Below are 24,453 nucleotides of genomic sequence, written 5' to 3'. Positions count from 1 at the left end.
GTCCATGATGATACTCCTAGGATTGCGACCGAAGCAGGTCGCGTCTAGCAAGTATTTAGGATGAGGGGCAAAAGGATGGCTTTATCTTTATCTTGTTCCTGCCGCAAAGCGGCTTCGTTCAACAAACTGTTTAAGAGTGATTCGCAACGCGTGACATTTTTACTATGCGTTGTGTTTAGTGTTTAAGGTGGTATGCGGAAGCATCGGTATTGCGTTGCTCACACCTTAACAGGGCGTTAGCCATTGAGGCTGTCATGGAGATTTAAGTGGTCAGGAAACGAAAAAAACGAATTAGGCAAAATCAAACGATCGAGCAGAAGAAACACATTCCTTGGTATAAGAAGGTGTGGGTTGTTGCTGCCGCAACAAGTGCACTTGTGTCTACGATCTTAATTCAAGGTCCTACAATGCTGAAAAATGCTCGGATACTGCCTAAAGAAATTAAAGAAACATCTGATCAGTTCCAATCATGGGTTAAAGAGGATACAGATTGGACAGGGCATTGGTCTTCTTTTCCTGAAGGTATGGTTGATATGGCAGATTTAGATTTATCTGATGTTGATTTGGAAATAACTATACATGCGACCAATGGAAATATTGACGGGACTATAGCAACGAAGAAAATATGTAAATCAATCCCTGTTTTTGACTTTGTTTTATTACGAGGTAAAGTCAACGGAAATCAAGCAGAAGTCGTAGCCTGGGATATTATTGGTGGTAAAAAAACTGACTTTGCCTCACTTACGCTAGTTCGTGATGGATACCTTATGCAAGTAATACCAAAGGAAGGTATGACTAGTTGGTTTCCTACACAGGCAAGAATTGCCAGACGGCCTACTGATTCCAAAGATCCGCAGCCAGACACTTCATATTGTGCTGAAGAGAAAAAAGAACTTTACGAGCAATTTATTGATAAACAAAAAGAACATGGCTAACAAATAAGGATAGGCCGCGCGTAGCCGCGACCTTATCCCAAGTGTTGAACAAGCCCGATGCTGGTTGTGGACACTTTATTATGCAAATAGCGGATTGAGAATGTGTACTGGCGAAGGTCTTATTTTGAAAGAGACTTTTATGCAGACATGACCCGCCCTTAGCGAACGAGCTAATATTTTTATTACCTATTCATCAAGCTGTTATCGAGTCCTCATTCTGTTTGGTTAGCCCGTTATCCTTATACTTCTCGCCTTAGGCGGTGATGTTAGCGCCTGTCGGTCGATGACGCACATGAACGCCCATAAAATGCATAGCTTGATGGCAACAAGGGCAATAGCGCACGGATAAGGCACGTTTGACCTCTGGTAATACGGGGTAAGTGGCTCCTGCGACAGCTAACATCAGTTGGATTTGTGAAGAAAAAGAGGCCAGCCATGTGGCCATACCGATTGGTGAAGTATTAAAGGCCATTATTGATAAAAGCCGCGACGGGTTACTTTGCCCTTATGTGGTTCATCGCCGACCAGACAAACTCAATAAGCAAAGTGTGGCCACAGACCACCGCTATCAGCTTGATCCTAATTACCTTAGCAGAGCCTTTTCGGCATTAAGGGATGAGTTAGGTCTGTGCGACCATTTAGAAATGAGCCAGCGCCCGACCTTCCACGAGATCCGCGCGCTATCTGCCAGATTGTTTTCTGATATGGGTGTTGACCCTCAAGGTCGGATGGCTCACACCGATGCCAAGTCCACCAAAATCAATGTGCGGGATCGCCTGCAATGGACCGAAGTACCACACGCTGAGATTAAAATTAGCCATAAATAAAACTAAGGCAACCAGCATACTTTGCCACTGTTATTTTGAAATCCGTTTCACCCCCATTTCACCACCGTTTCACCACCTCTAAGCAGTAAAATACCAAATTCCAGACACAAAAAAGCCCGCAACTAATTAAGATTGCAGGCTTTATTGTTTATGAATTTGGTCGGTATGAGAGGATTCGAACCTCCGACCCCTGACACCCCATGACAGTGCGCTACCGGGCTGCGCTACATACCGAAATTGTCAGTGTTTAATCGATTATTAAGTTAAACATTAAACACTTATTACTCAAAGTGCGATTAACTGGGGTTCACCTTAAGTGACGCAGACTTTAGCAATTGCCTCGCCTCTGTGCAAGTGCTTAGTGAACTGAGTTTGACTAACTGCTTAGTTTCTGGCCTGAATGACTCTATTTTCAAAATTTTATGCCCTTTCATTGGGCTTTGTTCGGCATATGACGTGCATAATATTGGTCAATGCGCGTCAACATGTAGGGGAAAAACGGATTCCATTTTTGGCGTAACATTTCGGATGCTGGAACACTATAAACACCACGTTCGCCACGGGATGCGGCGGCGCCTATCTGAATTCTCGTTGACTTCTCATTACTGATATTGCCATAAAGACCATCATCTTCAGCAAATGGCACTGCCACATGGGATAAGGAATACACTCCCTGTGGCCAATGCAGAGATAAGCTCTCCACCTCGGTAATGCTCTTTTCTCGAGGTATAAGCCCAAACTCACGCGCTTGAACTTGAGTTGTTTCACTATTGATATTTTCGATCAACGTCCCACGGTATTGAATCTTGTCGCTAGATGTCGGTAGTAAAGCTGGCAGCGGATCATCTGCCATCAATTTACTGTTGATCACAGTGCGGTTCATATCAAACAACACTAACTCATGGCCGTTTTCAGGCAGCACTTGGTAAAGTAGGTTCACTACCGCGGCACTTGACACCGTTGCATCAGCCACGGACTGAAAGCTTAAAATCGATGGGATTTGTTCACGCTGCAAAGGCGTTAATCCGCTTAACAAACTCTGATTACGTAATGCCAATTGGTAGACGACATCCCCGGCATTGACGGCAAAAGACATGTACTTGAAGGGATCGTATTCCATCTGAATACTATTCCATTGCAACTTATCTAAGTCGAGCAGACGACCTATCCAACTTTGCCAGCGAGCCGCGGCCGCAATTGGAGCGAGCCCAATAGCTGGCGACATAAAAATCATCCCTGCATAATCGGGCGCTTTATCTTGATTAATCAGTTCAAGTTCATGGTTAAGTGCCACTGCGGCGCCCGTTGAAAAGCCAATAACAAATAACGGCTTACCTTTAAGCTCTTGTTTCATGTGCGCCGTTGCCAAATTAACTGCGGCGGCTAAGTCTTGCCAGTACAGGCTCGTCAAACCACTAGGAATGGTGCCATGGCCTGGGAGTCTTAATCCAAGTACATGGGCTTTGCCTTTAAAATGTGCTGCCACGTTCGACATGGCATAGGGTGAATCTGACATACCATGGAGCAACAATAAGCCAAAAGGCGCATTGGCTTTAGGCCATTCAAAACTGCGATTCCCGTTTTGTGGCCATCTCGCGGGATCGGCAAGACTGTTTTTAACATAACGATTGACGGGCGATGCATCTGCCGCCGACACTTTTTTGAGTACTTTGTTATCAACCTCGGCAAAGAGCTTATCTTCTAAGGCAATGTAATCACGAAAGTTATCAAGTTTAGTGTTGTAGTGGAATTCGTGTTTTAACTCAGTCGTGTGCCAGAGGGACAGATCGGGTTTAGCATTGAGAAAATAGATTCCAGTCACTAATAAGGCAACAGCAATCCCTAAACAGCCATAAAAGGCAGCGAAAAATAAATGTTTAGTTGAGCCTATGATAATGGCTTTCATTGCTGCCCCATGGTTCCGATAAAATACGCATGCAGATTATACGGTTAGATAAAAATAAACCTCAATATTCATATTTAAGATTTGTTTTGATGGCATTTTAGTTTCGGCGGTTTACTCTATTTAGGTTAATATCCGCTCTACTTTTATTCGATATTCGCAAATTTTACTTATTATGCATATTGGTCCAGCCACAGCGTCCTATGCGTTTTATCTCCCCAATCCCCCACTTATACCTGCATATTGGCATTGGGAGCAGGATAACGCGATAGCAGAACTCATCGCCTTAAACGGTAACCACTGGCGTAAGATCTTCACCATTATGGCCAAAATTTGCGCCCCCAGTGAAGATTGGCGCAATTATCGCGACAACTTATTACTCAAAAAACACCAAATGCTCTTGATAGGTGCTAGTGCCCTATCGCCCCATGCCAATATTCATATTGTGTGTGGGCAAGCTGCCGCGAAGCCTTTGGGATTGAGTGCTGAGCAGTTCAATAAACCACTATCAAACCGGCAAACTGCCTATCAACCGCTGATGCATGCGTCACAGGGTAAGCTGCAAGATGTCACTGAAATAATGCAAACTTCCTCAGTACAGAAGAAACAAGTGCTACTCACGCCCTACTTAGATTACCGCCAATACTCTAATGCCCTGATTGCGCTTACGCGCTCGCATATACAAAACGTATCTGCTTGATAAAATTTCATAAAAAAGCACCCGGATAGGCCGAGTGCTTTAAAAGAAAACCTAGACAGCATTGCCTATGCCAAGGTTAGTGGTAAAAATCAGTCGTAGATGGTTGGAATGGGCTGGCGCTTATGTTGGGTGGCCTTATAGATATTGATAAGCTTCTCTTCGACAGCCTTATCAACGACTTTCCCTTCGAGGAAATCATCAATTTGCTCATAGGTCAGCCCGAGCGCGACTTCATCTTCGAGTAGCGGTTTGTTGTCCTCTAAATCCGCCGTTGGTGCCTTGTAAACTAATGACTCAGGAGCACCGAGGTAGGCCGCTAATTGGCGCACTTGGCGTTTATTGAGGCCAAATAAAGGCGCGAGATCACAGGCACCATCGCCCCATTTGGTATAAAAACCGGTAATGTTTTCGGCGCTATGATCAGTCCCCACCACTAAGCCGCCGACTAATCCCGCTAACTCATACTGGGCAATCATGCGCATCCGCGCTTTAACATTGCCCTTCACAAAATCCACTTTCGCCTCATCCGGCATACTCAGTCCCGCCTCAACAAACGCACTTAAGGTGGCTTGATGCACGCCATCAACACCTTGATGCACATTTACTGTGACTAATTTGGATGGCTGAATAAATTGGCACGCTTGCTGAGCTTCATGCTCATCTTTTTGGATTTGATAGGGTAAACGCACCGCAATAAACTGATAACCGCCCTCGGGATGTTCACTATTGAGGCTATCAACGGCCAACTGGCATAAACGCCCCGCCGTCGATGAATCCACGCCACCGCTGATCCCTAATACCAACGCCTTACTGCGGGCCTCTTTGAGCTTGGTTTTAATAAACGCCACGCGGCGCTGCACTTCAAACTCAGGCTCAATCGCCTTGAGTACCTTCATTTCTCTTAAGATCTGCGCTTTCACCGAAAATTCCACCTTAAATATTCGCTGTTATTGGGAGCGGTAAACCGCCTAACGTTATCATTTATTTGCGCCTAAAAACAACAAGGGCAATAACGGTTTGCCGCTATTGCCCTTATTAACTGAAACCTATGCTGGTTTATCTTTCCCAGTATGATTCTTCTAAGCTGTCTTCACGCTCGGGTAACCCACGGGACAAACGCGGACTGTGCTGCGCTAATACCTCATAGGCCACGCGGTTAGCGTACTTACAAATTTGTGAGAAGGATGAATAACATAAGCCATCACGCTTATGCTTACTTGAGCCTGGCACGTTGGTCTTATGGAAGGTATTGGCCGCCAAGTCGTGCAATAATGCTGACAGCGCGCCATCACCCGCACCATTGGTATTACCTATTTTCTCCGGTCCACCCATGTAAGGGGAAATATGGGCATAGACTTTAATCGGATTTTCACAGTCACTCTTGAGCTTTGGACGTGAGAACTCATAACGGTTAAATTCAGGGATAGCACCTGGCAGCAGCGTATGAGTGGTCTCGCGCTTTTCGGCATCATCGGTATAACCTGCGGTATAAAGCCCGATTGGGCCAGCGGTGGTTAACACCATATCGCACCACTCGAGGGCTCTTTCGCTGGCAAGCAGCGGATCGCGAAACCCAGTTAACGCCTCGCCTTCATCTTCGTTCATCGCCAAAATGGTCACATGCTCTTGGATAAAGTTTTGCCACCAAACCGGATCTTCTTCGATTAAGAAGCGTGTGCCTAAGGTCAATACCACAGGGACTTCGGCTGCTTTGGCATATTCAATCGCGCACATGGCCGCATCGGTGATCCTGTCGCCGCCGCTGGCACGCATTAAATAGGCGGTTAATACCAAGGCAGAGCTGCCCTGTACTACGTCTTTATCAATGTATTCTGGGGTTAACTTATCCATCGCCCCTTTACTGATCGCGAAGGTACGCTCACCGCAATCAGAAATCAGCGTAAAACAACGACCTATGGGGCCATCGACGGGTTGCAGGAAGTTAAGGTCTACTTTAGAGGAGGTGTTGCAAAGATAACGGTAGGCGTAACTGCCGACTTCGATATTTTGGCTCATCACCCCAAACAACACAGAGCGGTCATCGGCCAAAATTGAATAATTGTGCACTGTGTTACCAATAGTGCCGCCCGCAAACTCATCGCTGATCAAACCGTTTTGTTTCAGCTCGGTATACAGGGCGTGCGCTTGCTCATCATTGATAAGCGTCGAATTCCCCTTGGGTAAACCATAACGGCCGAGCAACTCATCCTCTACCTTGGCTTCGATATCCACTAAGGTTTGATCGATACCGCTGATATAAGTCGCAAAAGGTTGAGGTTGCTGCGTTAATTGCTCAAGCAATGGGTCACGGGTTTTGACCGGAAAATAATGTTTCGATTTGCGCTGACCGGGAAACTTCATAGTGGCTCTCTTTTCCTGGCATCCATGCTAATGGGCATTACAACGAGCGTTGGCTCATTGTGTCCTAAAAATAATGAGTCTAGGCTAGAGAGATAAAAAATCCACTCCCGAGCCACAAAGGGCGCAGATTCTACCATAAAATCAGCATGAAACTAGGCCGTGTTTAGGTTTCAACGGGAGAAATTTACCGTCACTCTGCGCGTATCCAAGGTTGAGCTTGTTCTTGTACCAATTGCCTGAGCAGCTCGATATGGAGCTCATCATCATTTAAACAGGGAATAAAGTGATAGGCCTCACCACCCGCATGCAGGAAAGTCTCTTTACCACCAATCGAAATTTCCTCTAAGGTTTCGAGGCAATCAGTGGCAAAGGCTGGGCAAATTATATCAACGCTTTTCACGCCTTGGCGGGGTAAATCGGCCAGCAGTTCATCAGCATAAGGGGTTAACCACTCTTCTTTGCCGAAGCGGGATTGGAAACACACCTGCCATTGTCCATCGGTTAATCCCAGAGCCTGTGCCAGTAACTTGGCGGTAGTGCGACACTGCTCAGGATAGGGATCGCCTTCAGTGGCATACCGCAGCGGAATACCGTGGAAGGATAAAATCAACTTGTCGGCCTGGCCATGGGTTTTCCAATGGCGCTTAACCGAATGCGCTAAAGCCGCGATATAGGCTTCATGGTCAAAATACTGTTTGCTAAAGCGCAGCTCAGGAATATCGCGCACTTTAGCAAAATACTGCGCCACCGCATCGAACACGCTGGCGACAGTTGAGCAGGAATATTGCGGATATAACGGCAGTACGACGATACGCTCGGCGCCTTGGGCTTTGAGTTTGGCAAAGCCGCTATCAATCGAAGGATTGCCATAGCTCATGCCGAGTTCAACGGGAATAGTTTGATTAAAGGTCGCGCTCAGATCCGTGGCTAACTTTTGTGCCTGCTGCTCACTTATCACCATCAGCGGCGAGCCCTGCTCTGTCCACACACTCTGATATAGTTTGGCCACCTTGGCGGGTCGGGTATTAAGGATTATCCCCTGCAAAATCGGCTGCCACAGCCAAGGGGACAAATCGACGACCCGAGGATCACTTAAAAACTGTTTGAGGAATCGCTTAACCGCTTTGGGAGTGGGTTCATCGGGCGTGCCGAGATTGACCAATAACACGCCAAACGCAGGAGAGGGAGAAGTCAATGTGTTACCTTTTATCAGCCTAATACCTCGGCAGGCTAACATTCAGTTGCCAATAAAAAAAGCCTGCAATAGCAGGCTTTTTCTTAATATGAGAACTTGTTCTCGAATTTAGTGAATGATGCTTATTTCAGCACGCTGGCTAACTGTTCACTCACAGCCGCAACCGACTGAGTACCATCAAATTTATGGTATTGAGTGTGACCCGCCGCAGCCACTTTGCCATAGTATTCAACCAATGGCTTAGTTTGTTCGTGGTAAATGCCTAAACGCTTACGCACTGTGGCTTCTTCGTCATCTGGACGAATAGCTAAGTCTTCGCCAGTCACATCGTCTTTGCCTTCCACTTTAGGTGGATTGAATACCACGTGGTAAACACGGCCAGAACCTGGGTGAACGCGACGGCCGCTCATACGCTTAACGATTTCTTCGTCTGGCACATCGATTTCAATCACGTGATCAATGCTGATACCGTTTGCCGCCATCGCATCCGCTTGCGGGATAGTGCGTGGGAAACCGTCTAACAGGAAACCTTTAGCACAGTCGTCCTGTGCGATACGCTCTTTAACCAGTCCAATGATCAGATCATCAGAAACCAGTTGGCCTGCATCCATCACTTTCTTCGCTTCTAAACCCAGCGGAGTACCGGCTTTAACAGCTGCACGTAACATATCGCCAGTAGAAATTTGTGGGATACCATACTGTTCCATAATGAACTGGGCCTGGGTACCTTTACCGGCACCTGGGGCGCCCAATAGGATAATGCGCATCTCAAGAGTCCTCTTTTTCGCATTGATATTCTTCTTAGGGCGGCGATCTTCGCACATCTGACCGCCATTGAGAAGGCTTTTAGCTTCGACTTTAGCCTCAGAAACCGCAAATAAATCGCCGTTTTGTGGCAAATTTTATCCTTAGTAGAGCAAGGTATACAGCTTGCGACGGTACTGGTTAGCAAGACTATTACCTTGACCAAGGGCGGTTAAAATCTCCATAAAGACTTGTTTTACTTTGCCATTTTCGGCATTCAAGTCTTTAGATAACACACCGTATAAATGCGCAAGTGCTTCTTCATCGCGGTGAGCCGAATGCAAGGCTTTACAAAGTTCGAGTAATAACACTAAATCTTGCGGATTATGCTCAAACTTCTGCTGTAAATCACGAATTTCAGGCGTGTCTGCCGCATCCAAGGCAAGGGTTAATTTCGCCTTTAAGCTCTGGTAATAACTGTCTTGATCAGCAAGGCCAATCTGTTCGAGTAAAGTCTGCGCTTGAGCCAGTTCACCCTGCATCAAATACACATCGGCGAGCACCAAACTCACCTCAGCAGCATGATTTGAGGCGCTATAGGCGTCTTTCAGCAACACGGCCGCAGTGGTTAAATCCTCCGCCGATACTTGGCTTAAGGCTAACAGGGCTTTGGCTTGCTCAAGCTGCAATTGCCATAACGGAGGCAAGTGTTTCTCCAGCATAGCGCTCACCTGCGCCGCCTCCTGCATGCCCGCAAAGCCATCGATTGGTTGGCCCTTATCGAGCACTAAGGTGGTCGGCAGTGCTTGAATGCGGAAATAGTTCGCGATTTCCAGCTCAGTTTCACAGTTCACTTTCGCCAGCACAAAACGGCCAGCATGCTGGGTGGCAAGTTGCTCGAGTGTTTGCACCATGGCAACACTCTGCGGCTGTGGCTGGGCCCAAAACACCATCACCACCAGTTGCTGCATTGAAGCATCAACCACTTGCTGAATATTGTCTTTGGTTAGATCGAGGATATTGTCCATGGTTTTCCTTCCTCCCAAACTGGCACCTCTACGGGGAAATGCCCTAGGGTAATGCGACTCTTGGTGCCTAAAAGTGAATCGGGGCACTTGTGTCTTAACCCAAGTGCCCCGAATGTGTTACTTCAGACTTGCCAATAACATTTGGTTCATCAGCTTAATAAAGGCCGATGGGTCTGCTAGGCTGCCCTTCTCCGACAATTGCGCCTGTTGCAATAACAGATTCGACCAATCGGCGAAGGCGGCTTCATCCTGAAGATCATTAAGGCGCGACACTAATGGGTGCGCAGGGTTGATCTCAAACGTCGGCTTGACCTCTGGCACTGGCTGGCCGGCAGCCTGCATCAGTTTGATCATTTGCGTCGACATTTCACCTTCACCCGTGACCACACAGGCTGGGGTATCGGTTAAGCGTGAAGTCACCTTCACATCGGCCACGCTAGCGCCTAATGCCGCTTTAATGCGTTCAATCAGTGGTGCAGACTCTTCGGCGAGTTTCTCCTGCGCTTCCTTCTCGGCCGCATCTTCCAGCTCACCTAATTCCAGCTCGCCACGGGTGACTGAGTGCAATTGTTTTTCTTTGTACTCAGTTAAGTGGTTGATTAACCACTCGTCGATACGTTCTGACATCAGCAACACTTCGATGCCTTTTTTACGCAGCAGTTCTAAGTGTGGGCTGTTAGCCGCGGCTTCGTGGCTATCTGCAACGATATAGTAAATCTTGGTTTGGCCTTCCTTCATGCGGCTAATATAGTCATCGAGTGACACAGTTGGCGCCGCGCTGCCTGTATGGGTAGACGCAAAGCGCAGTAAGCCTGCAATACGCTCACGGTTTGCAAAGTCTTCCGCTGGACCTTCCTTCAACACTTGACCAAATTCGGCCCAGAATTTTTGGTATTTTTCCGCATCGTCTTTTGCCAGTTTTTCCAACATACCCAGCACACGCTTAGTGATACCGGTGCGCATCGCTTTGGTGATGTGGTTGTCCTGCAAAATCTCGCGAGACACGTTTAGCGGCAGATCGTTTGAGTCAATCAAACCCTGCACAAAACGCAGGTAAGATGGCATAAACTGCTCAGCGTCATCCATAATAAACACGCGCTGAACAAAGAGTTTCAGGCCATGCTTACGGTCGCGGTTCCACAGATCCCACGGCGCTTTTGAAGGGATATACAACAGGTTAGTGTATTCCTGTTTACCTTCAACGCGGTTATGACTCCACAGCAGAGCGTCTGTGTAGTCGTGGGAAATATGCTTATAAAATTCTTGGTATTCTTCGTCAGTGATCTCAGACTTATTACGCATCCACAGCGCAGTCGCCTTGTTCATGACCTTCCAATAGCCTTCGGTTGCAGGAATTTTTTCACCGTCTGGGCCATCGCGCTCAGGGGTGCCTTCCTGCCACATTTCTACTGGGATTGAAATATGGTCTGAGTATTTAGTGATGATGGAACGTAGGCGCCACTCATCGGCAAACTCTTTCTCTTCATCACGCAGGTGCAGGGTAATTTCAGTACCACGGCTCGCCTTGGTACTGGTTTCAACGGTGAAGCTACCCTCACCTTCCGATTCCCACAATACGGCTTCATCGGCCTTATGGCCGGCAGCACGGGTACGAACGGTGACTTTTTTCGCTACGATAAAGGCGGAATAGAAGCCCACACCGAATTGACCGATTAGCTGCGAATCCTTTGAGGCTTCACCAGAGAGGTTTTTAAAGAATTCAGCGGTGCCCGATTTGGCGATCGTACCTAAATGCTCAATCACGCCATCGCGGGTCATACCCACGCCGTTGTCTTCGATGGTGACAGTGCCTTTTTCTTTGTCTGCGCTGATACGCACACGTAGCTCACCGTCACCTTCGTATAACGCGTCGTTGGTTAACGCAAGGTAACGCAGCTTATCGGCCGCATCCGCAGCGTTAGAGACCAGTTCACGCAAGAAAATTTCTTTGTTGGAATACAAAGAATGGATCATCAAATGCAACAGCTGTTTGACTTCAGTTTGAAAACCATGAGTTTCTTGTTGTGACATGAAATTTTCCTTATTTGTTACGCAATTTGGTTAAAGCAAACGCTCAGTGTTTTATAAAATGGGGCTGCAAATCCACTTTTCAAGGGGGGAGATAAAATCACAGATCAAATGGCGAAAAATAAGGCAGTATCAAACCGAAATTACGCTATCCCTATGTCAGAATGAAGAAAGGAATGTTAGACCTAGACACGCTAGGGCGTGTTCGCTAAACAAATACAGCCATAAAATAAAAACCCGCGAGCACAGAGCCAGCGGGTTTATTCTTTAGGCCATCACAGGCTACAGCGGGATACGCCCATTGAAGGACAGCGCTAAGGTGGTGCTGTCGACATATTCCAGTTCACCACCCACGGGCACGCCGTGGGCGATGCGGCTGATCAGCACCTTGTGGCGCCTTGCCATATCGGCGATAAAGTGGGCTGTGGCCTCACCTTCAACCGTTGGATTGGTCGCTAAAATCAGCTCAGCAACATCGCCAGAGGCTAAGTGACGCTCTAATAGCGCCAAACCTAACTCTTCAGGCCCCACGCCATCGAGGGGAGATAAATGGCCCAGCAAAACAAAATAGCGACCCGTAAAATGTCCACCTGCTTCAATGGCTAACACATCGGCTGGCGTTTCGACCACACAAATGGTCGAAGACGAGCCGCGCTTATGACTAGCACAAATCGGACATAACGTTTCTTCAGTGTAGGTTCGGCAAGACTGACAATGACCGATATCACTCATGGCACTCGACAGGGCAGAGGCTAATTTAAGCCCCGCTTTCCTGTCTCGCTCAAGTAATTGAAACGCCATACGTTGCGCCGATTTAGGCCCAACCCCTGGTAAACAACGTAGGGACTGAATTAACTCGTCTAGCAGTGGACTAAATTTCATTGTCTATCTCAATTAAAATGGCATTTTCATGCCTGGTGGTAATTGCATACCGCCAGTCACTTCGGCCATTTTAGCTTTTTGATTCTCTTCGATACGACGTGCTGCATCGTTACAGGCTGCCGCGATCAAATCTTCCAGCATTTCTTTGTCGTCTTCCATCAAGCTTGGGTCGATTTCGACTTTACGCACTGTGTGTGCGCCTGTCATGGTCACTTTAACCAGACCTGCACCTGACTCACCGACCATTTCCATGCGGGCAATTTCTTCCTGCATTTTTGCCATTTTTTCTTGCATCATCTGGGCTTGTTTCATCAGATTGCCCATACCGCCTTTTCCAAACATAGTCATTTCTCTTCTATTAGGGTTAGTCGCAAGCTTTTAAGCTGGCTAATCTTACTGAAATAAATGGGATTGGCAATCAATGCCGCGATCCCATCGATAAACTTATGATCTTGATAGCGCGTTTTTAACAAACTCTGCCATTCCACGCAGCATATACATAGAGGAAATATTACTCGGGCTCAGGTAACGCAGGAATAAGCCCGCTGCGCTGATTTAACAGTTCAGGCGGATAGAGCAAGCTATCCTTCTCAAGCTCAGCCCCAAAGCGGTTAACCAGCCATTGCACATTGTCATCCATTATTAGCGACTGCTGCGCCTGTTGCAGTAACTCTTGGTGAAAACGTTTACGCATCTCTAAGGGCGTCTCCCGTGTAGGATCGGTTCCTATGACCACCTCAACTTGCCTTGGGTTCCCAAGGGCTGCGGTTAAGGCTTGCTCGAGCTGCTCAACGGCCACCTGCGCCGCCAAGTGTTTCTGATCGGGTTTTAACAGTAATGGCAAAGGGTTAGCCTGCTGCTGACAAATCGAATTGACCGCTAACTGACGCACACGGCCGCCAATATCGAGGCTCGCCATTAACTTGTACCAATGCAAATCGAGCGGATGACCAGTAATCGATTGCGCCAGTGCTAATGCGGTGGATGACGCCGATGAAACCGTCTCGCTTGGCGGTGACTGTTGGGTCCGTTGCTGCGTCTGTGATAATTCCTGTGTCTGAGACGGTTGCAGCACGGTATTTGCTTCAGTGCGTTGCAGATCAGTCTTAATCTCTTCCACTTCGGTATCGATTGTCGAGGTTTGAGCCGAAGCATGCCCAGATACTGCCGCACCAACTGATTTTTGCGGCGCGCTCACACCACTTTGTAGGTGTGAGCTAGCAGCCAATGGGCTTGCCTCATCCATTGCCACGACAGGCACCTCTTCCCATGGAGGGCGATCGTTTGGATCAAACTGCGGAGTCTGCGTGACATTGGATAGTGACTCAAGATGGAACTCGGCCTCGAAATCGTCGTCAAAGGGCAGCTCAAAGTCGTTATCGGACTCATTAATGACAACTTGCGGCTCGATAGAAGCATCAACTGAAGGCGTTTTATGTGTTGGCGCGTGAGAGACTGGAGCAGTATGCGCACTCTGGCTCGGGGTGTTAACCTTAACTTCCGCTGCCAGCTTTTTTCCATCACCTTCCTTGGTGCTGAGCGCATCAAGATCGGATAACAAAGAGTCGCGCGCCGCTAATACCGCCGATAAAATATCGTCATCATCGAGGGATACTGTAGTTGAAGCCGGAGGAGTTGTTGAAGCCAGAGGGCTTGTTGAAGCAGAGCTTTCGGCAATAGACTGCGACTTTTGCGCTGGTGTCGCAGACGCTTGAGCGGCATGTCCATGAACAGCGGACTCATGCACAACATGACTATGATCAATAGACTGAGCACTGTCGCGATTAAACGAATTATCTTCTATATCAGAGAATGCGCCCTGCTCCTCAGATATAAATTGCGCATAATCATCTTGATATGCATCCAGCGGCGCGGCGGCATAATCGTATTGCCCGTAAGACTCAGCTGAATAAGCATCAAGCGTTAACTTATCTACACTTTCGTTAACACTCGTTTGAGTTTCTTCCTCGACATCATTTTCATTAGATAATGCCACTGTAGGTTCTGTTAACTGGTTGGCGTAAGGCTTAAGGTTAACACTAGCGGTATCAACAACCGCGGCTTGATGATGTTCAGCATCAGTATTTGATGCAGGCATAGAAACAGCACTTACTTCTGTCTCAGTATTCGATACAACATCCACATTTGCGCCAAAGCCCTGACTTTGGGCTTGACTTAAAATCACTTGCTGCTCGGCAATCAATGCGGCATTGAGCACTAACGCTTCATCATCCTCATCGACAGCTAAAACATCCTCATCGGATAAAGCTTGTTGCGATGCTTCAACGAGTGAAGCCGTAGCAAGCGCAGACGTTGCTGCAACTTGTGACAAAGCTAGGGAATCAACGGCGGAAGTTAGCGAAGTTTTTTTTTCAGCCACAGCCTGATTAACCGTCTGTTCTACCGCGGGCATATTTGATGTGGGCGAAGCAGACATTGGCTGCTGAGAAGGCAAACTTACCTTAGCTGGGTCTTCGACTTGCCAACGTTTTACTGGCTTTTCGGGAACAAATGCCACCGCTCGCAGCAGCGCCATTTCGAGGCCCGATTTAGGATCCGGCGCATGGGGTAAGTCTTTACGGCCAGTCAGTAAAATCTGGTAATACAGCTGCACTTGTTCCGGCGCTAACTGCTCAGCAAAGGCCTGAATTTGCGCACTGTAAAGGGATTGCTGCGCGGCGGCTGGCGCAAATTGTGTCAAGGTAATCTGATGCAGTAATTCCAGTAAACTGCGCAGCACTTCTTGGGCGTCCGCGCCATAGGCGAGCACCTGGGCGCAGCTTTGCATCAATACGCCAATATCGGCATCGGTTAAGGCTTTGAGTAAGCCCAGCACATGCTGCTCATCGATGCTGCCCAGCATAGATTGCACTTGGTTAAGCATTACCGTGCCGCCACCGAAGGCAATGGCCTGATCGGTCAAACTTAAAGCATCACGCATGCTGCCATTGGCCGCTTTGGCGAGCAGAGTTAGGGCTTCGTGCTCAAAGGGCAATTGCTCTTGGGTTAAAATATGCTGTAGCTGAGAGCCAATTTCCTGCTGGGTTAAACTCTTTAAGTTAAATTGCAGGCAGCGGGATAACACAGTCACTGGCAGCTTTTGCGGATCAGTGGTCGCCAGCAAAAACTTCACATGCTCAGGCGGTTCTTCAAGGGTTTTTAGCAGCGCATTAAAACTGCTGCGGGAAAGCATGTGTACTTCGTCGATCAGATAAACCTTAAAACGGCCTCGGGTCGGACGATATTGCACATTGTCTAAGAGTTCACGAGTGTCATCGACTTTGGTACGCGAGGCGGCATCGACTTCAATTAAGTCAACAAAACGGCCTTGGGCAATTTCGACACAGCTGCCACACACACCACAGGGGGAAGCCGTTACGCCCTTCTCACAGTTAAGACCTTTGGCAAAGAGACGCGCCAAACTGGTCTTGCCCACTCCGCGCGTGCCAGTAAAAAGATACGCATGGTGTAAACGTTGCTGGGTTAACGCATTGGTTAATGCGTGCAACACATGACTTTGGCCGACCATCTGTTCGAATGTGGCAGGGCGCCATTTTCTGGCTAACACCTGATATGACATGGAACTCCCCAATGTGCATGACAAGAATGTTGGTACAAAAAAGGGGATCGCGCCCCGAGATAGTTGCAAGATAACATGTCAATTAACGACATGCCATTAAACTATCCCTAGGCGCCTTTGGCTGAAGAATTATTCGCCTTCAAACTCACAAAGTTTAACCAACTCAAGACCTAAGGCTGTTAAACGAGCCTCACCACCTAAATCAGGTAACGAAATCACAAAGGCGGCATCTTGCACTTCACCACCGAGTTGGCGGATAAGTTTTACCGTGGCTTCGATAGTACCGCCCGTGGCCAGCAAGTCGTCAACCACTAGCACTTTGTCGTTAGCGGTAATCGCATCGGTATGGATTTCAAGGCTATCGTGGCCATATTCCAGCTCATAGCTTTGGCTAATCGTCGCGCGTGGCAGTTTACCTGGCTTACGAACTGGCACAAAACCAATACCTAATTCCAACGCCAAAGGTGCACCAAACAGAAAACCACGGGCTTCGGTACCCACAATCTTGGTAAAGCCTTTGTTGCGGTAATGCTCAACTAATAAATCAATAGTCGCTTTATAGGCTGCAGCATTTTCCAGCAGACTGGTCACATCGCGAAATAGAATCCCTTCCTTAGGATAATTAGGAATGGTTTTAATGCTTTTCTTTATCAAGGATAAGGTTTCTGTATTCATAGCCATTTAATTTAACTTAATCGTTTCGCCACGCTTATTGCTGGCAGTAAAAACAAAACGTCCACAGCGAGTGTGGACGAGCTTTAATAATTCGCACAAAGCTTATGCCGCTTTGGTTTGAGTTGCAACTAGCAGCGTATTCAAGTGACGAATTGGTTATCAATTTGTGCCTTAGATCAAATGTACTTAGGATTCGATTTCAGGAATCGTTTTCAGATACCAGAGAAGCCCGATTGCCATGGTTAACAGCAACAATTTTACCCATAGGATTGGCACAACAAGAATACTGACACTAAAACTGAGGCCAGAGAGTAGCATAGCTCTGCGTTTAAGGCCTGGGCGCATGGCTCGGTGCTCTTGCCACTGGGTGAGCGCATCAGCAAACCAAGGGTGTGTCATTAACCACTGATGTAAACGAGTGCTTGAACGGGCGAAGCAAAAAGCGGCGAGTAAAATAAACGGCACCGTCGGTAACAGTGGCACGATAATACCTAGCAGTCCAAGACCCAGCGCAAGGCAGCCTATCAATAAAAACAAACCGCGTTTCAATATCATAGCGTGTAAATAATCATAGTTTGTAAATAATCATAGTGTGTAAATGCCTCGAACCTCAAAAACAAAAGCCACTCTCAGAGTGGCCAGTAGTATACTCAATTTGAGATTAAAACCTGCTTAAATTAAGCCTAATTGCTTTAACCAAGTCAGGCTTGCTGGTAGTGTCGGCAACAGTAAGACTAAAATAAAACCAATAAAATACATAACGTTAAATGGGTCTTTAAATGGCTGACTGCTCATTACAGCTCCTCAAATGTGTGCGTAGATAAGTGCGCGGGAATCATACAGTGATTAAGATCACAAAACGGGCGTCATTGTAGCGGTTTGCCACACCAACAAAAACCCTTTTTCTGTATGGTTATTACAATTATTTTGCGTACTTAAGCACCATGTCTTTCTATGTTCCGCGTACGATACCTTTAGCGGTTAGTTGCTCGAGTAACTGTAAACAACCTTGAGTTAAGGTCTCTGTTAGCATTTGCGGATAAGTCGACACCAACCATTGAATCAATTCATCAAAGGTGCTCTGCCCCTTTTCGGCTAAATAACCCAGTACTTGTGCGCTTAAAGGTGTTAATTGCAAAAAGCCTACCTCACCTGCCTCATCCTGATACAGGCAAAAAAACACTGGCTGCGGCAGAGGATCTTCTGGGCGATAATCTTGCCGTATTTGCTGCACAGGATACTGGTATTGCGCCACGGTTGCCGTTGCGGCTAAACATAGATTTTGATGCGTAATTCCCTCTTTACCAATCAGGGCTTGGCGGCTATCTTGCTGCGCAGTTGCCACTCTTAGTTCAAGCCATTCATAGTGCGCAAGTTCCAACATAAAGGGCGGATCAATGTCTATTGGAGAATATTGAAACTGCAGGAACTGTAAAAACTCCCCAGCAATATCGATAAAAATCGGTGATTTACAATCATGTCGACTAAAAAAAGCCTGCACTAAGGTTTGCCACTGCGCATCAGTGTATAAGCTTTTGAGTACGGGGAAAGCATTAGAGACAAAACCCATCACGTTATTAAAAAATAGCTCTCGGTAAACCTGCATCCGCTCAATGGGTACACCGATCGGCACGGAATTGTTAGGATCACGAATATAATCGATAAAGGATTGCTGTACTTGCTTAAAATCCATTAGGCAATCCTCTTCGCTAGATTTTTTTTGGCCTGGGCTTGGTAAGTATGAATTTGATTAATTTCATCTAATAAATGCGCCGTTGCCGGCAGATTAAAGTCACGCTCGAGCAAGGTGGGTAATACGCCATGCATGGCGTAGCAACTATCTAGGAGCGCCCATACAGGGGCGTTGATATCGCTGCCGTGGGTATCAATCAATAATTCTTCTGATTCTTTAAAATGTCCCGCGATATGCAAGTAGGCAATCCGCTCAGTTGGCATCGCCTTTAAAAATGCCGCTGCATCATATTGATGATTTATAGAGTTAACATAAATATTATTCACATCTAGCAGGAGTTTGCAGTCGGCTTCTTCTAGCACTGCCGTCAAAAACGCCAGCTCAGTCATCTGCGCACTGGGCGCCGCATAAAAGGAGACATTTTCCAAAATAAGCGGTCGTTCTAAAATATCTTCGACTTGCTTAACTCGCCGAGCGACATGCTTAACGGCGGCCTCGGTAAAAGGAATAGGCATCAGATCGTATAAATGGCCAGCTCCTGAGCAGTAACTCAAATGCTCTGAATAGACATCAATTTGATGTAAGTCCATAAAAGCTTTGATACGGCGAACAAACTCAAGATCCAACGGCTCAGGGCTACCGATTGAGAGCGACAGACCATGGAAAAAAAAGGTATGTTTTTCAGTTAATTGTCTAAATTGTTTACCGTATTTTCCACCTAGCGTCATCCAGTTTTCAGGGGCAACCTCTAAAAAATCGATAGCACTCGGCAGCGATTGGCAAAATTCACTGAGCATTTCACGCCGTAACCCTAATCCAACTAATCCACGATCTTGCATTGCTTTAACCCCTTTAATTTGGATGCTGCTAAACAAAGGCCAGCATAGGCTGGCCATGTGCTAGGGCAGTACCTCACTAAGTACAACTGAACTTATTTGACTTCCTTTTTTACGGCTTCAGTTTTAGCGTCAACTTTTTCAGCGGCTTTCTTCATATCAGCACCGCATTTACCCTCACCACATTTGCCTTCATGAGCTTTGTCTGCTGCTTTTTTCATATCGGCGCCACATTTTGCTTCACCACACTTACCTTCGTGAGCTTTGTCTGCAGCCGCTTTTTTCATATCGGCGCCACATTTTGCTTCACCGCATTTACCTTCTTTAGCTTTTTCTGCAGCCGCTTTTTTCATATCTGCACCGCATTTACCCTCACCACACTTACCTTCAGAACCAACGAGTTGATATCCTGATTCCATGGTTTCAAAACCAAATAAATTTGTTTGCGCGTTAACAGTAAACGCTGAACCAACCACCACTGTACCTAATGCCACTGCAACCGCGGTTTGCTTAACTGATTTCATATTCTTGCTTCCTTTTATTGATTAATGGTGACCAACAATAGGGTTATCGTTGGCTTACTGCAAAAGACCTGCACCGCTTTAGTTTCATTTCAAAAAATATCACCAAATCACAGAAATTATCAAAATATGCTGATAGGAAGCTGAATTTGGCCAATTAAATAGCCATAAATAGTTGTCATTGTTGCCAAGCCTCTCTGCGCACTTTGTAACAGCAAGCCAATAGGATAGAATGCACGCCCTTTGTTCCTCTATATGGGTTTGTAGCAGTGCGGGTAATTTTGGCTCCGATGGAAGGCGTGGTTGATGACTTAATGCGAGATATTTTGTCGTCGATTAACCCTTACGATTTGCTTGTCACCGAATTTGTGCGCGTCGTTGACCAACTATTACCTGAAAAGGTCTTTCTTAAACTCTGTCCAGAGCTACTGAGCGGTGGCTATACGCCATCAGGTACCCCAGTCCGCGTACAGCTTTTAGGCCAAGAACCTCATTGCATGGCTGAAAACGCCATGCGCGCAATTGAGCTTGGCTCCCACGGTGTAGATGCAAACTTTGGCTGTCCTGCCAAGATGGTCAATCGCAGTAATGGCGGCGCGGTGTTGCTGCAATACCCTAATACCATTCACGATATTGTGCGCGCCATGCGCCAAGCAGTGCCCGCTGAGCATCCGGTGACAGCCAAGATCCGTTTAGGCTACGAAGACAAATCCCTGTTTATGGAAAATGCGCTGGCCGTTTATGAAGCGGGCGCAACAGAGCTTGCTATCCATGCCCGCAGTAAGGTTGATGGTTACAAACCGCCCGCTTATTGGGAATACATCACTGAAGTGCGCAAACGTTTGCCAATACCAGTAATTGCCAACGGTGAGATTTGGAATAGTGACGACGCTAAACGTTGTATGGAAGTAACGGGGTGCGACAGTATCATGATTGGCCGAGGCGCGATCTCGCTCCCCAATCTTGCAGACACCATAAAAACCGGTGCAACGCCCTACAGTTGGGCTGACACGTTACAATTAATGCTCAGTTATACCCAAAGGGAGCTTAGTGGCCGTAAGAGTGATTATTATCCAGCGCGCATTAAGCAGTGGTTTAGTTATCTCAATCGCCAATATCCCGAGGCAGATACCCTATTTCGGGAACTTAGGATCTATAAAACTACTGAAGACATTGTGCGTGTGCTAGAACAAGCGCAACAACATCTTAGCCAGTAACCCCATACAAAAGTGGTGGTTTTTTATGTTAACCACCACGTTACCCCTAAAAATCGTACAGATACTTGATCTTTATCATAGTCGTTGGTAGTGGAACTATTAGACTGAATGCCCAGAGTCAGATAAAACAGGCGATTTTACGTGAGCACCACCCATATCAGACAAGAATTGTCAGAGCTTGAAGCTAATCTAAGGAAGGAAATCGGCGCGCTCCCTCAGTTTATTGAAATACTTGGGATGCATTGTGCCAACCTCAGCCTAGGGGAACTCATCGACCGACTGGCACAGAGCCACCTTGCCGATCACCCGCTATTTTGTCGTTTAAACCGCCTCGATGCCGCATTCTGCCAACTTGACTTAGGTCTTTATGGCCTTTGTTCCGATTGCGAAACTGAAATCGAAGCTGAACGTTTAATGCAAGATCCTACCGAACAACGTTGCAGTTGCTGCGCTGAGCATTACCAGCATGAGCATCGTCATGAACTGCGCCTGAGTCATTAAGCAGCATCTCTATATTCCACAAGCAAAAAAACCTCCGCAAGCGGAGGTTTGAGTTATCCAGGGAGAAGGATAACTTAAAACTTCTGGTTAATTCTCAAATAGTAAGTACGGCCCAACACATCATACAGTCCAACGTTTACATCACGGTAATCAGCATAGGTATAAAAGTTTGGTGCATCGGCATCAAACACATTATTCACCCCAACCGTGATTGAACCATTGTAAGCATGGTTATAGGCAAACTGGATGTTGTGTTTAAAGTAGTTTGAATAATCGACGTAAACATCGGTTTCTTCTAACTGATTGTAGTAATCAGCCGATTGACGACCAATATACACTACGGTCCAGGCCGCAGAAAAATCGTCATATTTCCAGCTGGTTGCAAAATTACCACGCCAATCAGGCGAATCAGTAAGCCCGGCATAATCAATCATTTCTGATTCGGCATTATCTTGCTTTTTAAAATCCAAAACATGGGTTAAATCGAGTCTGAAGTTGAAATCACCGATCCCCGTTTCTAGGTTATAAGCTGTGACAAAATCAATACCTGACGTTTCAACCGTCGCTAAGTTGCGCACACCCGCTTCAATATATTCAATCTTGCCATCGGAACCACGGTGAACATAAGGTGATGAACCATTTTTAATTTCATCACGCAGTATGTCGTTCACACTTATCGACTCAATTTTATTCTCGTAGGCAATCGAAAAGTAGGATAATTCGATATTCCAATTATCAGTAGCATTCCACACGCCACCTAACGTCAATGAGTTACCCTCCTCAGCCTCAAGGTCGGGATTACCACCATACCAAGTTTTGTGTTGATTACTGGTTGCACAATAAACCGCATCCACATTACCTGGCTCATTACACCAAAGCGAATCGACGGCTTTTTCAAAACTTAAAGATTGTGAAGAGAACATTTCACCCATATTGGGTGCTCGGAAGGAGTCACCGTAACTGGCACGCAGTAACAAACTATCCACGGGGCGCCAACTAATACCAAATTTAGGCACTACGGCATCAAAGGTTGATGAATTAACTACTTGCCCTTGGGCACCAGTGAGCGATCCTTCCTGTTCATAGCGCTCGTACCGAACGGCGGCCGATAACTCAACATTCGCGGGTAAGCCAACTTGGAATTCTAAATAAGCTGCACTTCGATCACGGGTTGCATCCACATCATCGCCACCCGAGCCACCTGAGATAATGCCCGAAGCAGACTCTGGATCACTGGTTTGCTTAAACTTAATCATTTCATATTCAAGCCCACCGACCATAGCAACAGAGACATCGCCATTATCAACAAGCAGCGTTGAAGCCAGTCCATCAATTTGAGTGCTTTCAAACTTACCTTGATACACGCCCGTATGAGCCGCCTTACGATACAGCTCAGTCATCTGCTGGTTCCACTGCTCATAACTCATGCCCGTGGTATTAAAAATATCGTACTGTTCAGAATCTATTCCTTGCTGAACTATCTCATCATTAATTAAATTGTAATTAAATGAATTCGTGGTTGAGCGGGAATGCTGTGCATTTAATTCCCAATCAATGCCATTGCCTAAATCCAGCGTACCAATAAAACCACCGAGAATATCGACATTATTGGTCTCAGTTAAGGTATCACGCTCGCCAATTTGGGCAGAGCGCATATAAAGCGTCATATCTTCCCCAACGGGATTGAATTTATTATCAGCACTCATTACTGGATAATTTGTTGATACAGGTGTCCCTGCGTAACGCGTTTCAGTTTCAGCTAACGAGGCCGATGCACGACCGCGAAATTGAATACCGTCGGTAATTTCATAGGTAAAATTGGATAAAAAGGAATTACGGGTCTGATCACCAAATAATTTAGTCACTCTACCTGAATCATATAAACAGCGGCCATTATTATTTCCATCGGTTGTATCGACGGTATTTTCAGTTTGGTCACAAATATCTGAATTGCTATACCAACTGCCATTACCTGTGCCATATTTACCATTTGGCACAGAGCTTAAGCCACTGTAGGTTGCGTAACTCGGATCGTCCATATTCCAAATATCACGATCCATGACGGCTTTGGTATCATAATATTCATAGGTTAAGGTAATATTGCCTTTATCCGTATTATAACCTGTCGCAATGGATAAACGATTAGCATCACCGCCTTCAACACTAGGCTGCTCTGTACTGTAATCTAATTGCAAGCCATCAAATTCTTTTTTGGTAATAATGTTGATCACACCCGCAACAGCATCTGAACCATAAACAGCAGAGGCGCCATCACGTAGGATTTCAATGCGCTCGACTATCGCCATTGGAATTGAGGATGTGTCAGCAACAGAGCCGGAGCTTGAGCTCGTACCAGGCATACGGCGGCCATCGAGCAACACCAAGGTTGCAGACGAGCCTAGCCCGCGAAGATTAACGCTGCTTGTTGAGCTTGCGCCTGAACCATAACCAGAAACGCCCCGCCATGAACCAAAACTATTGATTGCCGAGTTATTCAAAACATCAGCAACGGTTTTTTCACCCGTCATCGCAATATCAGCCGCATTAATCACAGTGACAGGGGAAACGGTTTCCATATCCACCTGTTTAATACGTGATCCAGTGACTTCAATACGTTCAACTTTGGTATTTTCTTCTGCCGCAATCGTTATTCCAGATAATAAAACACTAGCAGAACCCATAGTGATTAGACTAGCGCGCACAGCTCTAGCTGCTAACGTTAGATGATGCATATATCTCTCCTTGAGGCTTAAATGAATAAACCCGTCTTGTTGTTATTTTAGTTAATTTTCAAGTTCCCTTGACGTATCAATACTGTTAATCAAAA

22 protein-coding genes, 1 tRNA gene and 1 pseudogene are annotated in these 24,453 nt (G+C 46.5%); 5 read left to right on the top strand and 19 right to left on the bottom strand.

Going from position 1 to position 24,453, the window contains the following annotated elements; genetic code table 11:
- The first annotated feature begins 266 nt into the window (after positions 1–266).
- Positions 267–935 (top strand): hypothetical protein, encoded by a 669-nt coding sequence (locus IEY09_RS13390; RefSeq protein ID WP_188871425.1) that lies wholly within the window; start codon positions 267–269, stop codon positions 933–935.
- Between the two features lie 253 nt (positions 936–1,188).
- On the opposite strand, the pseudogene IEY09_RS20240 reads toward IEY09_RS13390, so the two are convergent.
- Positions 1,189–1,350: pseudogene (locus IEY09_RS20240) on the bottom strand (IS91 family transposase); the annotation flags it as partial.
- Here IEY09_RS20240 and IEY09_RS13385 point away from each other — a divergent pair.
- Positions 1,316–1,762: a site-specific integrase gene (locus IEY09_RS13385; protein ID WP_229777913.1), complete on the top strand. Its 447-nt coding sequence runs from the start codon at positions 1,316–1,318 to the stop codon at positions 1,760–1,762. The pseudogene IEY09_RS20240 and the gene IEY09_RS13385 overlap by 35 nt on opposite strands.
- Positions 1,763–1,919: 157 nt before the next feature.
- Here IEY09_RS13385 and IEY09_RS13380 read toward each other — a convergent pair.
- Positions 1,920–1,996, bottom strand: a tRNA-Pro gene (locus IEY09_RS13380).
- A 196-nt stretch (positions 1,997–2,192) separates the two neighbouring features.
- Positions 2,193–3,668 (bottom strand): alpha/beta hydrolase, encoded by a 1,476-nt coding sequence (locus IEY09_RS13375; RefSeq protein ID WP_188871423.1) that lies wholly within the window; start codon positions 3,666–3,668, stop codon positions 2,193–2,195.
- 172 nt (positions 3,669–3,840) lie between these two features.
- On the opposite strand from IEY09_RS13375, the gene IEY09_RS13370 reads away from it, so the two are divergent.
- Positions 3,841–4,365: a DUF6942 family protein gene (locus IEY09_RS13370; protein ID WP_172589720.1), complete on the top strand. Its 525-nt coding sequence runs from the start codon at positions 3,841–3,843 to the stop codon at positions 4,363–4,365.
- A gap of 89 nt (positions 4,366–4,454) precedes the next feature.
- On the opposite strand, the gene nadE is transcribed toward IEY09_RS13370, so the two are convergent.
- The 15 genes from nadE to IEY09_RS13300 all read right to left on the bottom strand — a co-directional run bounded on the left by nadE (position 4,455) and on the right by IEY09_RS13300 (position 19,911).
- On the bottom strand, positions 4,455–5,285 hold the full coding sequence (gene nadE, locus IEY09_RS13365; RefSeq protein WP_037425381.1) for an NAD(+) synthase: 831 nt from the start codon (positions 5,283–5,285) through the stop codon (positions 4,455–4,457).
- Positions 5,286–5,421: 136 nt separating this feature from the next.
- Positions 5,422–6,726, bottom strand: a complete 1,305-nt coding sequence (locus tag IEY09_RS13360) for an inosine/guanosine kinase (protein WP_088585710.1) — start codon at positions 6,724–6,726, stop codon at positions 5,422–5,424.
- Between the two features lie 190 nt (positions 6,727–6,916).
- Positions 6,917–7,963, bottom strand: a complete 1,047-nt coding sequence (gene hemH, locus IEY09_RS13355; protein ID WP_055647122.1) for a ferrochelatase — start codon at positions 7,961–7,963, stop codon at positions 6,917–6,919.
- Between the two features lie 80 nt (positions 7,964–8,043).
- Positions 8,044–8,688 (bottom strand): adenylate kinase, encoded by a 645-nt coding sequence (adk, locus tag IEY09_RS13350; protein ID WP_037417813.1) that lies wholly within the window; start codon positions 8,686–8,688, stop codon positions 8,044–8,046.
- A gap of 141 nt (positions 8,689–8,829) precedes the next feature.
- A complete protein-coding gene (locus IEY09_RS13345) occupies positions 8,830–9,693 on the bottom strand; it encodes a co-chaperone YbbN (protein ID WP_188871421.1) in 864 nt (287 codons plus the stop codon).
- A 117-nt stretch (positions 9,694–9,810) separates the two neighbouring features.
- Complete coding sequence (htpG, locus tag IEY09_RS13340) at positions 9,811–11,724, bottom strand: molecular chaperone HtpG (protein WP_188871419.1); 1,914 nt, start codon at positions 11,722–11,724, stop codon at positions 9,811–9,813.
- 279 nt (positions 11,725–12,003) lie between these two features.
- Positions 12,004–12,603: a recombination mediator RecR gene (recR, locus tag IEY09_RS13335; protein WP_055647120.1), complete on the bottom strand. Its 600-nt coding sequence runs from the start codon at positions 12,601–12,603 to the stop codon at positions 12,004–12,006.
- Between the two features lie 12 nt (positions 12,604–12,615).
- Positions 12,616–12,945, bottom strand: coding sequence for a YbaB/EbfC family nucleoid-associated protein (locus tag IEY09_RS13330; protein ID WP_007648738.1), 330 nt, complete (start codon positions 12,943–12,945; stop codon positions 12,616–12,618).
- 169 nt (positions 12,946–13,114) lie between these two features.
- On the bottom strand, positions 13,115–16,183 hold the full coding sequence (dnaX, locus tag IEY09_RS13325; protein WP_188871417.1) for a DNA polymerase III subunit gamma/tau: 3,069 nt from the start codon (positions 16,181–16,183) through the stop codon (positions 13,115–13,117).
- Positions 16,184–16,312: 129 nt separating this feature from the next.
- On the bottom strand, positions 16,313–16,864 hold the full coding sequence (gene apt / locus IEY09_RS13320; RefSeq protein WP_055647118.1) for an adenine phosphoribosyltransferase: 552 nt from the start codon (positions 16,862–16,864) through the stop codon (positions 16,313–16,315).
- A 180-nt stretch (positions 16,865–17,044) separates the two neighbouring features.
- Complete coding sequence (locus IEY09_RS13315; protein WP_055647117.1) at positions 17,045–17,413, bottom strand: YbaN family protein; 369 nt, start codon at positions 17,411–17,413, stop codon at positions 17,045–17,047.
- 117 nt (positions 17,414–17,530) lie between these two features.
- Complete coding sequence (locus IEY09_RS20315; protein WP_011072094.1) at positions 17,531–17,653, bottom strand: hypothetical protein; 123 nt, start codon at positions 17,651–17,653, stop codon at positions 17,531–17,533.
- A 157-nt stretch (positions 17,654–17,810) separates the two neighbouring features.
- The gene (locus IEY09_RS13310; protein ID WP_188871415.1) at positions 17,811–18,551 is read right to left on the bottom strand and encodes an HvfC family RiPP maturation protein; all 741 of its coding nucleotides are present in this window, start codon (positions 18,549–18,551) and stop codon (positions 17,811–17,813) included.
- Positions 18,551–19,390 (bottom strand): HvfB family MNIO-type RiPP peptide maturase, encoded by an 840-nt coding sequence (locus IEY09_RS13305; RefSeq protein WP_188871413.1) that lies wholly within the window; start codon positions 19,388–19,390, stop codon positions 18,551–18,553. Before IEY09_RS13305 ends, IEY09_RS13310 begins: the two co-directional genes overlap by 1 nt.
- Positions 19,391–19,482: 92 nt before the next feature.
- On the bottom strand, positions 19,483–19,911 hold the full coding sequence (locus tag IEY09_RS13300) for an HvfA family oxazolone/thioamide-modified RiPP metallophore (RefSeq protein ID WP_037417772.1): 429 nt from the start codon (positions 19,909–19,911) through the stop codon (positions 19,483–19,485).
- A 266-nt stretch (positions 19,912–20,177) separates the two neighbouring features.
- Here IEY09_RS13300 and IEY09_RS13295 point away from each other — a divergent pair, with 266 nt between their 5' ends.
- On the top strand, positions 20,178–21,125 hold the full coding sequence (locus tag IEY09_RS13295) for a tRNA-dihydrouridine synthase (protein WP_037425279.1): 948 nt from the start codon (positions 20,178–20,180) through the stop codon (positions 21,123–21,125).
- Positions 21,126–21,266: 141 nt separating this feature from the next.
- Entirely contained in the window at positions 21,267–21,626 is a 360-nt protein-coding gene (locus tag IEY09_RS13290) for a TraR/DksA C4-type zinc finger protein (protein WP_188871411.1), read from the top strand.
- A gap of 74 nt (positions 21,627–21,700) precedes the next feature.
- Here the strand turns inward: IEY09_RS13290 and IEY09_RS13285 are convergent, their stop codons facing one another.
- The gene (locus tag IEY09_RS13285) at positions 21,701–24,358 is read right to left on the bottom strand and encodes a TonB-dependent receptor (protein ID WP_188871409.1); all 2,658 of its coding nucleotides are present in this window, start codon (positions 24,356–24,358) and stop codon (positions 21,701–21,703) included.
- Positions 24,359–24,453 lie beyond the last annotated feature (95 nt).

The organism is Shewanella xiamenensis (assembly GCF_014647135.1).
Lineage (GTDB): Bacteria > Pseudomonadota > Gammaproteobacteria > Enterobacterales > Shewanellaceae > Shewanella > Shewanella xiamenensis.
This window is presented reverse-complemented; position numbering and strand designations above follow the sequence as displayed.